Origin of the sequence: Kribbella qitaiheensis, from assembly GCF_042657745.1 — a bacterium.
Taxonomy (GTDB): Bacteria; Actinomycetota; Actinomycetes; order Propionibacteriales; family Kribbellaceae; genus Kribbella; species Kribbella qitaiheensis.
In genome coordinates this window covers 1-14,480 of record NZ_JBHSKE010000015.1, presented here as the reverse complement: position 1 = coordinate 14,480, position 14,480 = coordinate 1, and the positions used below count along the sequence as shown (strand labels likewise).

Annotated in this window: 14 protein-coding genes, 1 tRNA gene and 1 riboswitch; of the genes, 8 read left to right on the top strand and 7 right to left on the bottom strand. The window is 68.6% G+C overall.

All coding sequences use genetic code 11. The features are described from left to right. Positions 1-22 precede the first annotated feature (22 nt). A complete protein-coding gene (locus ACFPJ1_RS14110) occupies positions 23-208 on the bottom strand; it encodes a PspC domain-containing protein (RefSeq protein ID WP_380104060.1) in 186 nt (61 codons plus the stop codon). 150 nt (positions 209-358) lie between these two features. Here ACFPJ1_RS14110 and ACFPJ1_RS14105 point away from each other — a divergent pair. The 5 genes from ACFPJ1_RS14105 (at position 359) to zwf (ending at position 5,804) form a co-directional block, all read left to right on the top strand. Continuing rightward, positions 359-430: transfer RNA gene (locus tag ACFPJ1_RS14105), tRNA-Arg, on the top strand. A 227-nt stretch (positions 431-657) separates the two neighbouring features. Further along, the gene (locus tag ACFPJ1_RS14100; RefSeq protein WP_380104059.1) at positions 658-1,053 is read left to right on the top strand and encodes a PLDc N-terminal domain-containing protein; all 396 of its coding nucleotides are present in this window, start codon (positions 658-660) and stop codon (positions 1,051-1,053) included. A gap of 162 nt (positions 1,054-1,215) precedes the next feature. Then, the gene (locus ACFPJ1_RS14095) at positions 1,216-3,963 is read left to right on the top strand and encodes an ATP-binding protein (RefSeq protein ID WP_380104058.1); all 2,748 of its coding nucleotides are present in this window, start codon (positions 1,216-1,218) and stop codon (positions 3,961-3,963) included. Between the two features lie 62 nt (positions 3,964-4,025). Then, positions 4,026-4,160, top strand: a complete 135-nt coding sequence (locus tag ACFPJ1_RS14090; protein ID WP_380104057.1) for a hypothetical protein — start codon at positions 4,026-4,028, stop codon at positions 4,158-4,160. 129 nt (positions 4,161-4,289) lie between these two features. Beyond that, a complete protein-coding gene (gene zwf / locus ACFPJ1_RS14085; protein ID WP_380104056.1) occupies positions 4,290-5,804 on the top strand; it encodes a glucose-6-phosphate dehydrogenase in 1,515 nt (504 codons plus the stop codon). Positions 5,805-5,824: 20 nt separating this feature from the next. Here zwf and ACFPJ1_RS14080 read toward each other — a convergent pair whose 3' ends face one another. Further along, a complete protein-coding gene (locus ACFPJ1_RS14080; RefSeq protein WP_380104055.1) occupies positions 5,825-6,424 on the bottom strand; it encodes a TetR/AcrR family transcriptional regulator in 600 nt (199 codons plus the stop codon). Positions 6,425-6,524: 100 nt separating this feature from the next. On the opposite strand from ACFPJ1_RS14080, the gene ACFPJ1_RS14075 reads away from it, so the two are divergent. Then, entirely contained in the window at positions 6,525-7,274 is a 750-nt protein-coding gene (locus ACFPJ1_RS14075) for an SDR family NAD(P)-dependent oxidoreductase (RefSeq protein ID WP_380104054.1), read from the top strand. 34 nt (positions 7,275-7,308) lie between these two features. On the opposite strand, the gene ACFPJ1_RS14070 is transcribed toward ACFPJ1_RS14075, so the two are convergent. Then, positions 7,309-8,181 carry an LLM class F420-dependent oxidoreductase gene (locus tag ACFPJ1_RS14070; RefSeq protein WP_380104053.1) on the bottom strand — a complete coding sequence of 291 codons (873 nt, stop codon included), beginning with the start codon at positions 8,179-8,181 and terminating at the stop codon, positions 7,309-7,311. Between the two features lie 92 nt (positions 8,182-8,273). Between ACFPJ1_RS14070 and ACFPJ1_RS14065 the strand changes: the two genes are divergently transcribed. After that, positions 8,274-9,332: a tartrate dehydrogenase gene (locus ACFPJ1_RS14065; protein WP_380104052.1), complete on the top strand. Its 1,059-nt coding sequence runs from the start codon at positions 8,274-8,276 to the stop codon at positions 9,330-9,332. A gap of 86 nt (positions 9,333-9,418) precedes the next feature. Here ACFPJ1_RS14065 and folP read toward each other — a convergent pair whose 3' ends face one another. The 4 genes from folP to ACFPJ1_RS14045 all read right to left on the bottom strand — a co-directional run bounded on the left by folP (position 9,419) and on the right by ACFPJ1_RS14045 (position 12,399). Beyond that, positions 9,419-10,279 carry a dihydropteroate synthase gene (gene folP / locus ACFPJ1_RS14060; protein ID WP_380104336.1) on the bottom strand — a complete coding sequence of 287 codons (861 nt, stop codon included), beginning with the start codon at positions 10,277-10,279 and terminating at the stop codon, positions 9,419-9,421. 20 nt (positions 10,280-10,299) lie between these two features. Continuing rightward, positions 10,300-10,391, bottom strand: a riboswitch (ZMP/ZTP riboswitch). A gap of 57 nt (positions 10,392-10,448) precedes the next feature. Continuing rightward, positions 10,449-10,919: an NUDIX hydrolase gene (locus tag ACFPJ1_RS14055; RefSeq protein ID WP_380104051.1), complete on the bottom strand. Its 471-nt coding sequence runs from the start codon at positions 10,917-10,919 to the stop codon at positions 10,449-10,451. Then, positions 10,916-11,299, bottom strand: coding sequence for a nuclear transport factor 2 family protein (locus ACFPJ1_RS14050; RefSeq protein WP_380104050.1), 384 nt, complete (start codon positions 11,297-11,299; stop codon positions 10,916-10,918). Before ACFPJ1_RS14050 ends, ACFPJ1_RS14055 begins: the two co-directional genes overlap by 4 nt. Further along, complete coding sequence (locus tag ACFPJ1_RS14045) at positions 11,296-12,399, bottom strand: DNA alkylation repair protein (RefSeq protein ID WP_380104049.1); 1,104 nt, start codon at positions 12,397-12,399, stop codon at positions 11,296-11,298. Before ACFPJ1_RS14045 ends, ACFPJ1_RS14050 begins: the two co-directional genes overlap by 4 nt. A gap of 1,158 nt (positions 12,400-13,557) precedes the next feature. Here ACFPJ1_RS14045 and cobF point away from each other — a divergent pair. Further along, on the top strand, positions 13,558-14,352 hold the full coding sequence (cobF, locus tag ACFPJ1_RS14040; protein ID WP_380104048.1) for a precorrin-6A synthase (deacetylating): 795 nt from the start codon (positions 13,558-13,560) through the stop codon (positions 14,350-14,352). Positions 14,353-14,480 lie beyond the last annotated feature (128 nt).

Sequence of the window (14,480 nt, the reverse complement as noted above, 5' to 3'; positions counted from 1 at the left end):
GCAGGTTTTCATGCCCGGGTGCTCAGTCCTCCGACGGCATCAGGATCCAGAGCACGATGTAGATCAGGAACTGCGGGCCGGGCAGGATGCAGCTGACGACGAAGATGAGCCGCATCAAGCTCGGCTTGATCCCGAACCTGCGAGCCAGCCCGGCGCAGACACCGCCGATCCAGCGATCACTGGACGAACGGACCAAGGTGGTAGCCATGAGAGATCCTTTCGGTGCTTGAACCTACGACCACTATGACGGTCCGGTACCCACGGTTGATCCCACCGCGCGGATGAGCCAGGGGCGGTTCAGGGTCTCCCCGGTTCGGGACCTGGCCGGGTTTCCTGCTACTGTTCTGCTCGTTCCTGAGCCCCCGTAGCTCAGGGGATAGAGCACCGCCCTCCGGAGGCGGGTGCGCAGGTTCGAATCCTGCCGGGGGCGCACCAGAATCCAGCTTCAGAAGCCTCTCGATCAGCAGATCGGGAGGCATTTCTCGTTTCGGGGCCTCGGTCAAGGTCCGAAGACCACGCCCTGATGGCTGTGCGCGGCCGGTGTGATTTGGTGCAAACCATTGGTTCGTGACCACTGGCGGTCACCGACGCCCTCTGGGACGCTGAGACGCGGCGCTCACTGGACGACGCGTGGACCGACCTCGTGAAGGAACGACCATGGACGCAATCACGAATGACTTCGGGGAAGTTCTGTTGTGGAGTTTCTGGTTCTTCATCTGGATCGCGGCACTGGTGGTGTGGTTCCGCTGCCTGTTCGACCTGTTCGGCGACAGATCCCTCAGTGGCTGGGCGAAGGCCGGTTGGGCGATCCTGCTCATCTTCGTGCCGTGGGTGGGCGCGCTGATCTATCTCATCGTTCGCGGCCGGAGCATGACCGAGCGGCAGGTGAAGGCGGTTGCTCAGCGCCAAGCCGAGCAGGACAAGTACATCCAGCAGGTCGCAGGCACTTCCCAGGCCCCGGCCGATCAGATCGCCAGCGCCAAGGCGCTGCTCGATGCCGGAACGATCACGCAGACGGAGTACGAATCCCTGAAGGCCAAAGCACTCGCCTGACCGCACCGTACTCACGACGCCAACGGAGCCGGCCGTGCGCAGCGCGACGGCCGGCTACCCGCTGCCGTCGATCTCGCCGGCGTCTCAACCAAACAGTGATGTCGGGGAAGTGCTCTAGCCTGCTCTACGGCAGCAGACGGCGAGTCACGGAGGGGGCGGACGATGCCCGAGGTCGGCGGCGCGGCACGGCTGCCGTTGTTCGGGCGCGGGCTTGAGTCGGAGCGGCTGGCCGCGTTCGTCGGCGGTGCTCGTGAGCGGGGCGGGGCGCTGCTCGTCCGGGGTGAGGCCGGGATCGGGAAGTCGGCGCTCCTTGCCGAGGTGATCGATCTCGCGTCGAGTGACGGCGTGCGGGTGGTCAGCATGGCCGGGGCGGAAGCTGAGCAGCATCTGCCGTATGCCGGTCTCCAGCAACTGGTTCATCCGCTCAGATCGGGGATTGACGCCCTCCCAGGACCCCAGCGCGAGGCGCTCAGGACTGCCATGGGGCTGGCTGACGGCGCGACGCCGGCGGTTTACCTGGTCGGCCTGGCTGTCCTGAACCTGCTCTCCGAGGCCGCGGCTGACAAGCCACTGGTGCTCGTGGCCGATGACGCGCACTGGCTCGATCAGGCCAGCGCCGACGTGCTCGCGTTCGTGACCCGTCGGCTCGAGTCCGAGCCGATCGTGCTGATCGCCGCTCTGCGCGACGGAGTCCCGTCCAGCCTCGACGCCGCCGGCCTGCCGTTGCTGCAGGTCGACCGGCTGACCGACGAAGCCGCCGCAGCGCTGCTCAGCGCGGTTTCTCCCGACCTCGGTGAGGCGATGGCAGCCCGGCTACTCACCGCCGCGGCCGGCAATCCGCTCGCCCTCACGGAACTCCCCGGTACTGCGAACGCCGACTCGTTGCTGACGGCCACTTTGCCGCTGAGCGTCCGGCTCGAGCAGACCTTCGGCGCTCGGGTGGCCTCGTTGCCGACCGAGACCCGGATCGCCCTGTTGGTTGCCTCACTCAACGATGGCGACGCCCTGGCCGAAATGTTCGAGGCGGCTGGCTCGGCCCTCGGGACCACCGTCGGGGTCGCGGTTCTGAGTCCTGCGGTCGAGGCGGGGTTGATCGAGATCGACGCCGGCAAGATCGTCTTCCGGCATCCGCTGATGCGCTCGGCGATTCCCCAGGCCTCGGATCAGGTCCAGCGTCAGGCAGCGCACCTGGCCCTGGCCCAGACCCTGAGCATCGAGCCTGACCGAGCGGCATGGCACCTTGCGGCCGCAAGCACCGGGCCGGACGAGAAGATCGCCGCCAGCCTGGAATCTGCCGCGGACCGGGCTCTGCGCCGTGGTGGTGTCGCCGCGTCCATTGCCGCACTCGAGCAGGCCGCACACCTGAGCGTCGGGCCTGACCGGCGGGCCGACAGGCTGCTGCGCGCGGCTGACCTCGGCGTCGAGTCCGGCCGGCGGGAGCTGGTCCAGCGGCTGCTGGGCGAAGTGGCGACGCTCGACCTCTCGAAACAGCAACAAGCCCGCGCCACCTGGATCCGGAGCAGCTTCGACGACGGGCTGAGCGAGGACACGGCCGGCCCGATCGAGCTGGCCCGACTGGCTCAGTCGGTGCTCGCCGACGGTGACCTCGACCTGGCGATGCGGATCCTCTGGGGTGCCGGGATGCGGTGCTTCTGGACCGAGCCCGGCGCGGAGGCCAGACAGCACCTCGCCGACGTGGCGGACGACATGCCGCTCGACGAACGAGACCCCCGGCTGCTCGCGATCTCGGCGTACGTCGCTCCGGTGGAGCGGGGCAAGGCAGTCGCGGTCGGGCTGATGGATCTCGCCGGTACCACGGGCGGCGATCCGCAGGTGGGGCGTTTCCTCGGCAGCGCGGCGCTGCAGATCGGGGCGTTCGAGCTGTCCGCGCGGTTCTCCGCCGGCGCGGTGGCCGGGTTGCGTCCCCAGGGCAGGCTCGGGCTGCTGACGCGAGCCCTGGCAGTCCAGGCCTGGAGCTCGACCCGGCTCGGCAACCTCACCGTGGCGCTGCCGGCCGCGGAGGAGGCGGCGAGGCTCGGCCGGGAGACCAACCAGCAGTTCATGTACGGGCTGGCTCTGGCCGTGCAGGCAGAGATCGCCGCCCTGCGTGGTGACTATGAGGCAGCCACCAGCTTGGCGGCGGAGGCGGAGCAGATCGGCATCGCCGCGGGCGCCCGGCCGGTACTGGCCACCGTGCAGCTGGCCCGGGGCCTGACGGCGCTCGGCGAAGGCCGGTACGCCGATGCCTTCGCGGATCTCCGCCGGATCCACGATCCAGCCGACCCGGCGTACCAGGTGGCACTGCGGTGCTACGTGGTCGCGGAACTGGCGGAGGCGGCTGTGCGCAGTGGACAGGTCGCCGAGATGCAGGACATCGTCCGGGACCTCCAGAAGGCCGCGGCGTCGACCACCTCGCCTGCTCTGCACATCGGCCTGCGCTACGTCAGCGCGGTCCTCGCGGAGGGCGACGAGGCGGAAGTCCTGTTCAAGGCGGCCCTGGATGCAGACCTCAGCGGGTGGCCGCTCGAGCGTGGACGGGTCCAGCTCGCCTTCGGTGAGTGGTTGCGGCGCCAGCGCCGGGCCGCCGACTCCCGGGTGCACCTGCGAGCCGCCCGGGAGACGTTCGACGCTCTGGGTGTGATCCCGTGGAGCGAGCGCGCCCGCGCCGAGCTACGCGCCGCCGGCGAGACCAGCCCACGCCGTACTCCGGATGCGCGCGACCACCTGACCCCGCACGAGCTGAGCATCGCGCAGCTGGCTGCCGAAGGGCTCACCAACCGGGAGATCGGCCAGCGGCTCTACCTGTCCCACCGGACGGTCAGCACGCACCTGCACCGGATCTTCCCCAAGCTCGGGATCAGCGCGCGCGGCGACCTGCCAGCCGCACTCGGACCGCTCGCCGGGCAGTGACGTACACCCACAGCGTCATCCGACGGGCGCGGAGCGGGCGTCCTCGTACCTAGCTTCAAAGCATGAACATCTTGAAGCTGAGCATCTTCGGCGGCCGGCGCGCCGCTTGGCAGGGCGGATCGACCATCAGCAACCCGCTGTACTTCGACTGGGCCGACCAGGCTCAGCTGGAGCTCCTGCAGCAGGAGCACCGATGATCACCCGCCGGACGTTCACCATGGCGTCGGGCGCCGGGGTGGTCGCGGCCAGGCGATCTTCGAGGCGGCGCGGCTCCGCTGACCTACACTGAAGCCGTTTGTGGCGTCGTCTGTAGGAGGACCCGAGAAATGCCCGACTCCCGTACTCAGACGATCGCCTATCCGGCGCCGGGTTCGCGGCCGTCACGGCGCGATCCAGAGCCGCTCGCGCCGCACGTGATCGTGCTGTTCGGCGCCACCGGGGACCTGGCCAAGCGCAAGCTCCTGCCGGGCCTGGCGTATCTGCAGCAGTCCAGGTTCGCCCCCGACGTACGGATTATCGGTACTGCGACCGAGGAGCTCACGTCGGACGAGTTCCGGGCCCGGGCGCGGAAGGCGGTGGAAACCTTCGGCACGCACAAGATCACCGACGAGGAGTGGGCGCAGTTCTCCGAAGGGCTCGAGTATGTGCCGACCACGGCCGGACCGGACGCGCTCGCGGCCGCGGTGAAGACGGCGGAGAACGCGCTCGGACCTGACACCTGTCGGCTGCACTACCTGTCGGTGCCGCCGAAGGCCGCGCGCTCGGTGATCCAGATGCTGCGCGACGCCGACCTGGTCGACCGGGCGCGGGTGGTGATGGAGAAGCCGTTCGGCGATGACCTGCAGAGCGCGATCGAGCTGAACGACTTCGTGCACGAGACGTTCGACGAGTCGCAGATCTTCCGGATCGACCACTTCCTCGGCAAGGAGGCGGCGCAGAACATCCTCGCGTTCCGGTTCGCCAACGGGCTGTTCGAGCCGATCTGGAACCGCAACTTCATCGACCACATCCAGATCGACATCCCCGAGTCGCTCGGCCTGGACCAGCGCGCCACCTTCTACGAGCCGACCGGCGCGTTCAAGGACATGGTCGTCACGCACGTGCTGCAGGTGCTCGCGTTCGTCGCGATGGAGCCGCCGACCGCGCTGGAGCCCAGGGCGATCTCGGAGGAGAAGAACAAGGTCTTCCGCTCGATGCTGCCGATCCACCCCGAGCACGTGGTCCGCGGCCAGTACGGCGGTTACCGCAGCGAGGAGGGGGTCGCTCCGGACTCCGACACCGAGACGTTCATCGCGATGCAGGTCGGGATCGACAACTGGCGCTGGGCCGGCGTGCCGTTCTACCTGCGCACCGGCAAGAAGATGGCCGAGGGGATGCGGATCATCTCGATCGCCTTCAAGGAGGCGCCCAAGACGATGTTCCCGGCGGGTTCGGGCGTCGGCTCGCAGGGGCCGGACCACCTGACCTTCGACCTGGCAGACTCGTCGCGCGTGTCGCTGTCGTTCTACGGAAAGCGGCCCGGGCCGGGGATGCGGCTGGAGAAGCTGTCGATGCAGTTCTCCACCCAGGAGACGGAGACGGCGGGCGACGTACTGGAGGCGTACGAGCGGCTGATCCTGGACGCGATGCGAGGCGACCACACGCTCTTCACCACGGCTGAGGGCATCGAGTCGCTCTGGGAGAACTCCACGCTGCTGCTGGACGACCCGCCGCCGGTCAAGCCCTACGCTCCGGGCACCTGGGGGCCGAACGCGATCCACCAGTTGATCGCGCCGCGGGCCTGGCGGCTGCCCTTCGAACGCGAATGGCGCGAAGGCAAGAAGCCCGTCCCGGAGAGCTGACGCTCAGCGCGAGGGGATGCTCAGCGGCGAGGTCGGCGAAGGCCTTCCAGTGCTTCGGTGAGGGCGTCTTCCAGGAAGCTGAGGCGGTCGGTGGACTGGAGCAGGGTGGCGCCGCCGGTGACGGCGGCCAGGATGGCGCTGGCCGATTTCGCCACGTCGACGCGGGCGTCGATCTCGCCGGATTCCTTCAGCGCCCGTACTCCGGACGCCAGGTAGGCGTGCCATTCGTCGGTCAGCGCGTTGACGATGGCTCTGGTGGCCGGGTCCGCGGTGCCCAGCTGAGCGGTCAGGGCTGACAGGCCGCACGCCTGCCGTTGCGCGTCGTAGATCTGGATCACCCGGCGCCGCCAGGCCTGCCACTTGCGCCAGGTGGTGAGGTCACCGAGCTGCGGCATCTGGTCGGCGATCACCTGGCCGGCCTCGTACTTCGCCACCGCGAGCATCAGGTCCGCCTTCCCGTCCGGGAAGTAGTGGAACAGCTGGCTCTTGCTCGTCGAGCTGGCCCCGCGGATGTCGTCCAGACCGACGTTCTGCACGCCCTCGACCCGGATCAGCTGCGCGGCGCCCTCGACGATCCGCTGCCGGGTCGCCGCCCCCTTGGCGGTCAGCACTCGCTCCATGCCCGCCAGCCTAGCGCGACCCCAACCCCTGGACCGAGTGGTCCAATCGGTGCGCTACTATGGACTTGACGGTCCAATCTGAGATTCTGAGGAGAACCCCATGCGACTGGCAGGCAAGACGGCTCTGGTCACCGGCGCGACCAGCAACATCGGCCGGGCGATCGCCGTCGCCCTGGCCGCCGAGGGCGCCCACGTCGTGGTTGCCGGGCGCAACAAGGAGCGCGGTGACGAGGTGGTCGGCGAGATCCGCGCCGCCGGTGGCCAGGCGGACTTCGTCGCGGTCGACCTGAACGGCACGAAGGCGGCCGCGAACGAGCTGGCCGAGGCCGCGACCCGGCTGCTCGGCGGACGGATCGACGTACTGGTCAACAACGCCGGCGCGATCGACGGCGGGAGGACACCGCAGACCGACGAGGAGACCTTCGACACCGTCTACGCGGTGAACGTGAAGTCGCCGTACTTCCTGACCGCGGCGATCGCGCCCACGATGGTCGCGGCCGGCGGCGGCACGATCATCAACCTCGGCTCCTGGGTGGCGCGGCTGGGCATCCCGGTCGGCGCCGTGTACGCCGCCAGCAAGGGCGCTTTGGAGACCCTGACCCGCGCCTGGTCGGCCGAGTTCGGGCCGTCCGGCGTCCGGGTCAACGCGATCGCTCCCGGTGTCGTCCACACCGATCCGAACCACCCGGCGACCGCGATGATGACCGGTACGCCGTACGGCCGGATCGGCGCGCCGCAGGCGATCGCCGACGCCGCGGTCTTCCTGGCGAGCGACCAGGCCGCGTTCGTCCACGGCACCGTGCTCGACGTCGACGGCGGCCGCCTCGGCGTCGCGGTGATCGCCGGCTGACTCTCCGCGTGGCCGCCCTCCAGAAGACAGGTGATCAGAAGAGGGCGGCTGCCGGGAGGACCTCGAGGCCCAGACGTTCCAGGGGGTCGAGGCGCGGGAGCCCGGGGACGGCGCCGATCGCCTCGGCGAATCCGAGGCGGTGCAGCCGGCCGAGCTCGTCGATCAACTGGTCCTTGTTCTCACCGTGCTCGCCGAGGTCGAGCGTCTGGTAGACGGTCTTGGTGATCTCGTCGTAGTCGCGGCCCTCGTTCTCGCAGTGCCGCTTCAGCACGTCGAGCTTGTGCTCCAGGTCGGGTGTGTTGAAGAGGTTGCAGGCCTGGGCGTACTTCGCGACCAGCCGCAGCGTCTTCTTCTCACCCCCGCCACCGATCAGGATCGGCGGGTGCGGCCTGCTCAGCGACTGCGGGACATTCAGCAGCCGCTCGGCCTGGTAGTGCTTGCCCTCGAACGGCCCGTCGTCGTCGGACCACAGCTGCAGCAGGTACTGGAGGGTCTCCTCGAGCCGCTCGAACCGCTCGGCCACCGGTGGGAACGCGAAGCCGAGCCCGCGGGACTCCTCCTCGTTCCAGCCCGCGCCGATGCCGAGGGTCGCGCGGCCCTCGGACAGTATGTCGAGCGTGGTGATCGCCTTGCCGAGCAGGCCGGGATCGCGGTAGTGCACGCCGGTGACCAGGGTGAACAGCCGGGCGCGATCGGTGTGGCCGGCCAGGAAACCGAGCGTGGTGTACGCCTCGAGCATGTCGTTCTCGATCGGGCCGACGCCGGGGATCTGGAAGAAGTGGTCCATCACCGCGATCGAGCTGAAGCCGGCCCGGTCGGCAGTACTCGCCACTTCGGCGAGTTCCGACCCGAGGGCCGGGGCGCCGTTGGGCCAGGTGTAGTTCGGGATCTGCAGACCGATTTTCATGGCTCAAGTCCTTCCGGATCGTCGCCTCCCACCTAACACCCCCGCCCACGACCGCCGCCACCCACGGGTCCCTGTCCTGATCTGATAGGGGCATGACCAACTACCGGATCGCCCTCATCCCCGGCGACGGGATCGGCCGCGAGGTCGTACCCCCCGCGCTCAGTGTGCTCGAGTCCGTCGGCAAGCGGCACGGGATCACCTTCGGCTACGACGAGTTCGACTGGTCGTGCGGCCGGTATCTCGCCGAGGGCTCGATGATGCCCAGCGACGGCCTGGACCGGATCCGTTCGCACGACGCGATCTTCCTCGGCGCTGTGGGCGCTCCCGGCGTACCGGATCACGTCTCGCTGTGGGGGTTGCTGATCCCGATCCGGCGGCAGTTCCGGCAGTACGTGAACCTCCGCCCGATCCGGGTCTTCGAAGGTCTGGAGAGCCCGGTACGCCGGGCCGTGGCGGGCGAGGTCGACCTGGTCGTGGTGCGGGAGAACGTCGAGGGCGAGTACAGCGAGATCGGCGGCCGGATGAACCGCGGGTTCCCCGAGGAGCTGGCGGTGCAGGAGGCCGTCTTCACCCGGGCGGGCGTGACCCGGCTGGTGGACTACGGGTTCTCGCTGGCCGAACGGCGGCGGGGCTACCTGACCTCGGCGACCAAGTCGAACGGGATCGTGCACACGCTGCCGTTCTGGGACGAACTGGTGGCCGAGCGGGCGGCGGAGCACCCGGACGTGCGCTGGGACCAGGAGCACATCGACGCGTTGTGCGCCAAGCTCGTGCTCGATCCCGGCCGGTTCGACGTGATCGTCGGGTCCAACCTGTTCGGCGACATCCTCAGCGACCTCGCCGCGGCGGTCGCCGGCGGTATCGGCATCGCCCCGGCCGCGAACCTCGACCCGGAGCGGAACTACCCGTCCATGTTCGAGCCCGTGCACGGCTCGGCCCCGGACATCGCCGGCCGCGGCATCGCCAACCCGATCGGTGCGATCTGGACCGCCGCGATGATGCTGGACCACCTCGGCCACCCGAAGGCGGCAGCCGAGGTCGAGAACGCGATCGCCGCGGTTCTTGCCGAGACCTCGATTCGCACTCCGGATCTGGGTGGGACCGCCACCACCACCAGTTTCACCGCGGCGCTGCTGGAGCGGCTGCCGTGAAGCTGCCGTTCGAGTACCGCAAGGCCGATGGCGTCAAGATCAACTGCGCGGCGGGCGGCAGCGGGCCGCGGCTCAACGGAAGCACTTCAGTCCTTCCTGACCGAATGAGTTGCAGGGCAGGTGATCGGGCTGCGCGCAGTCAGTGCGCCGAACACGGTCAGTGCGTCGCGGATCGCGGCGACGTCGTGGGTGCGGATGAAGTCGACGCCCTGAGACGCGGCGTACAACTCTGCCGCCAGGGTGGCTGGACCGATGGCGGCGAGGTCGCTGCCGGTGAGGGCTCGGAGGAACGACTTCCTCGAGGGTGAGACCAGGACAGGCAGCCCGAACCTCGCCTTCAACTGCCCGAGCGCAGCCATCATCGCCACCGATGGTTCCGGGTTGCTCCCGAGGAAGTAGCCCAGACCTGGGTCGATGATCAGTCGATCGCGGCTGACGCCCGCGGCTTCGAGTGCGGCCACGCGTTCGGTGAAGAACTGCTCGACCTCCGACCAGATGCCCTCCGGATCAGTCACTCTCTTGGTGGCCGGTCCTCGGCGTTGGACCGAATGCATGACCACCAGCCGGCACGGGAGTCCCGCGAGTTCCTCGTATCGATCGTGATCGGGGAAGCCCTGGATGTCGTTCAGGTAGGCGGCACCCCGCGCGGCGGCGTACCGCTGGGTCTCGGGGCGGAAGGAGTCCACCGACACGGGGATACCGTCCGTGTTCAACTGATCGAGGACGTCGGCCAGTCGGTGGACCTCCTCCGCCGCACTCACTTGCTCGGCGTCCGGGTGGCTCGACGCCGGCCCGAGTTCGACGATGTCGGCACCTGCCGCACGCAGGCGCCGTGCCTGGGCGATCGCGTCGTCGGGGCTCAGGAACCTGCCGCCGTCGGAGAACGAGTCGGCGGTGATGTTGACGATGCCGACGAGCCGAGGCGCCGGGTCGGAGTACTGGACCAGGCCGTGTCTCCCAGATCGATTCCAGAAGCCCAGGCGCACGGCACGACGTCTTCTTGACGGGGTCGCTTCCCGATGGTTGATCCATCTCGAGACGCCAGTCACGACCCGCTCGCACCCTAGCAAGCGGAGATCGGTGGGCGTTGGCCTCGAGTGTCTGAAGCCGGCGGGCTCAGTGCCGGATCAGGCCGCCGACTGGGATGGGAGCGACGTGGCCGGTCGGCGGGGCGATCTGGGCCAGGGGGAGGCCGATATCGACCAGGGACGACCGCCGTAGGCCGGCGACGTCGGCGTACGGGGTCCAGACCGACTCGGCGATCTCGCCGTTCGGCTCCGGCCGGAGTTTGCCGCCGGTGATCCGGACCGCGTAGAAGATGCCGACGTTCTGGTGTACCGATCCCTTCGTGCTCTCCGCCGCGGGGATCACCCGCGAGTCCACGCCCAGCAGGCGTTCGACCACCGCGTCGCAGCCCGTCTCCTCGGCGACCTCCCGGATCACCGCGTCGTACGGATCCTCCGCGTGCTCGACCCGGCCACCCGGAAGCGTCCAGTTGCTCTCACCGCCATTCGGCGGCACGTAGTGGGCGACCAGCACGCGCCCGCCGTCGAGGCACACGGCGTACGCCGCCAGCCGGAAACTCAAGGAGCGATCTCGAGGTTGGTGATGAGGTTTTCCGAGTTGAGGGTGAAGCGGTAGATGAGGTCGACCACGCCTCCGGGGAAGTTGCCTTCGAGGTGGTTGGTGACGACGTAGTGGGTGTCGTCGAGCTTCTCGGCGTGGGTGAGTTCGACGGTGTAGGTGTATTCGGTCGCGGCGGTTTCGCGCCAGCGGTGGATCTCGTCGTGGCCGGTGTAGGTCTTCTCCTCGTCGATCACCACCGCGTCGGGGGTGAAGGCGGAGAGCAGGTCGTGGGCGTTGGCCCGGTGCGCCGGGTCGGCCTCGCGCAGGTACGTCGTGATCGCGTGCGGCAGGTGCTTCGCGGTCTCGGCGGCGGTCGGGTCGGGCGGGGTGGGGATGGTCATCGGATGCCTTCCAGCGAGAGGGTGAAGGTGGACCGGCCGAAGCTTCGGCCGTTGATCTGGAGTTCCAGGGCGTGCTCGCCCGAGTAGTACCTGCGGGTCGAGATCGGCTTGAACGAGTGCCGCTTGCCGAGCGTCACGGACTCCCCCGGCGCCAGCGTGCGGGTGGTCAGCTTGAAGACCTTCGGCGCGAGCGTGCCGTTCGCCTTGACGTGGTGGACCACGTAGTCGATCGCCAGTCGCATGTCGGCCTCGCCTCCGTTGTGCGCGGTGAACTCGAACTCCAGGGTCTCACCCACCCTCACGCCCGCCACCGCCAGTACAGGCCCGTCGACGACGAGACCGGTCGGCTGCCCGAATCCCAACAGCGCAAGGGCTCCGGGGTCACCGGCTTTGATCAGCGTCCGCAGCGCATGCCGAACCAGCTGAGCTGTCGTCGCCTCGGGATCCTCCAGCCAGCCGCGCGCGATCTCAACCGCCAGCGCCGGGTCCGAGCGACTGATGTCGTTGAGGTGGTTCGCGACCGAGCGACGCACGTACGCCGAGTCGTCGCGGCGCAGTACCTCGAGAATCGGGCGGGTGGCCTCGACGTTCTCCAGGAGCTGCGGGACCCGCTTCGCCCAGGGCAGGCGTGGTCGAGTGCCTTCGGTGGCGAGGCGCCGGACGTGCTCATCCGGATGCCCGGTCCACGTCTGCACGACGGCCAGAGTCCGATCGAGGTCGGCCGTGAGCACCGTGCGGAGCGCGAACTCCGCGGTCAACCTGGGCGTCAGCTCGGCGAGCAGTCCGAGCCCGGCCTCGAACTCCCCCGCTTCCACAGCCCGTACTGCGACCGCCTCGGTAACCGGCCAGATCATCCAGCCGGTGAACCCGTCATCCTCCAGCGCAGCGCGGAAGATCTCCGCCATCGGCTTGAATCCCGCAGGCAGATCCGCCAGCAGAGCGTCCCGAACCAACAGACCCCGCTCACTGAAGGACGCCTCCGCCAGCTTGCCCGGAGCAGCCCGCAGTGCGGTGAACCGCAGGTCCGGCGCTACCTTCTGAAGGCAGCCGCCGAGAGCGACCACGGACGCAGTACTGAGCATCTCTTCCGCTGTGGGCAAAGAACACCTTTTCGCATCGCAGCCTTGTCGGCAGGAGGTCAGGATCTACTGACTTCTAAATTAGCAGTGACAACACCCGACGACCAACCCGCCCCCTCCTCCACCGACCCGCCGCCAACTCCCACCTCAGCCCCAGACCCAACCAGCGCCGCACAGCCCGACTGATCGCCCGTGCCACCTGCGGCCCGGCGGGTCACCCACTCCACGCCCGTACGCCGAGTCTCCCCGCACCCGACGACCGACATACCGACGTTCAGGTCTTCAGCCTCGGGTCGGAGGCGCCTCTGGCGGCTCGTTCGCCGACTGGCGCCTTGCAGGCCGCCAGCGGCCGAACGACCCGCTACCGAGAGCTCACCGCCCGGCCCGGATCCGCCGGCAGCGCGTGCCGTGCAGTTGTGGGGCCCCGGACACCTTCTCAGGGGGTGTGCCAGCCGTTGGCGGCGCGGATATGGGGACCGCGGACACCTTCTCGGGGGTGTGCCAGCCGGTGGCGGCGCGGTTATGGGTACCTCGGACACCTTCTCGGGGGTGCGCCAGCCGGTGACGGTGCGGATATGGAGACCTCGGACACCGTATGGGGACCTGGCACAGGTCACTTCCTGTCCGAGGTCCCGAATTGGTGTCCGAGGCCCCACCTTGTGCACCGGCTGAGCATCCGGATCGCCGGGATCTGCTCAGGTGGTGCACAAAGTGCCGGTTTCGGGGGGCCCGCTGCCCCGGGCAAAGGAACACCCCGAACGTCCCGGCGAGGCGACTCCCCGAACGTCCGGGCAAGGCAACTCCCCGAACCTCCGGGCAAGGCAACTCGCCGAGCGTCTGGGCAAGGCAGCTCCCCCGATGTCCGGGCGGACGTGCTTCCCGGGCCTTGTCGCCACACCCCCCAGCGGCTCCGGGATAGCTGCGTTCCTTCCCTGGTCGGGGTGGTGTGAGTCAAGAGTCGGAACTTGTTCCGATCCCGAAGGGACGCCGGAGGCGCTCTTGACGCACACCGGCCCGACTAGCACCATCACGCAGCCCGGTGACGCAACCACCCGAACCTGCACCCGACGACAGCACCTTCGCCTATACGGGTGGAACGACCAGTGCGGCAACCGTGGAAGGGACCACGCCGGGGAGGGGCGCGGGATGGGGTGCGGTGTGAGGATTTAAGGTCGCGGGGTGAAGCAGATCTTGGTGGTGGGGGTTGGGGCCGGGGATCCGGAGCAGCTGACCGTGCAGGCGGTCAACGCGCTGGCACGCGTAGACGTGTTCTTCGTGCTCGACAAGGGTGACGTCAAGCAGGAGCTGGTCGACCTACGGGAGGAGATCCTGCATCGGTACGCGCCGGACGGCGACTACCGGGTCGCTGTCGGGCGGGATCCGGAGCGGGACCGGACGGCCGGCTTGGAGGGTGATCGGCCGATCGCCGGGAGTTCGGCGTACGTCGAGTCGGTGGACGACTGGCGGCGGCGCCGGGCCGATGTCTGTGCGGGGATGATCGCGGCCGAGCTCGGGGAGGACCAGGTCGGGGCGTTCCTGGTCTGGGGTGATCCGTCGCTGTACGACAGCACGTTGGCGATCCTCGACGACATCCTGGCCCGGGGTGAGCTGAGCTTCGAGATCGAGGTGATCCCCGGCATCAGCAGCGTGTCGGCGCTGGCGGCGCGGCACCGGGTCGGGCTGAACCAGGTCGGCAGGCCGATCCAGATCACCACCGGCCGGCGACTGGCGAAGAAGTGGCCCGACGACGTCGACGACGTGGTGGTGATGCTGGACGCGCAGACCGCCTTCACCCAGCACACCGACCAGGCGGCCGACATCTATTGGGGCGCCTACCTCGGCACACGGGACGAACTGCTCATCGCCGGACCTTTGGCGGAAGTAGCGGAAAAGATCGTCGAGGTGCGCGCCGAAGCACGCCGGCGCAAAGGCTGGATCATGGATACCTACCTATTGCGCAGGAATCGCAAGTAAACAATAAACCTGGCAATTCTCCAGAATGCGCAAGACATTACCAAAGGTTCTTTAGGAAGTCTAGTACGGCAGCCGTAGTTCGTGATCTTAGGTAGGGATGGCTTGTCGGCGCTGGTAGTGGCTGGTTC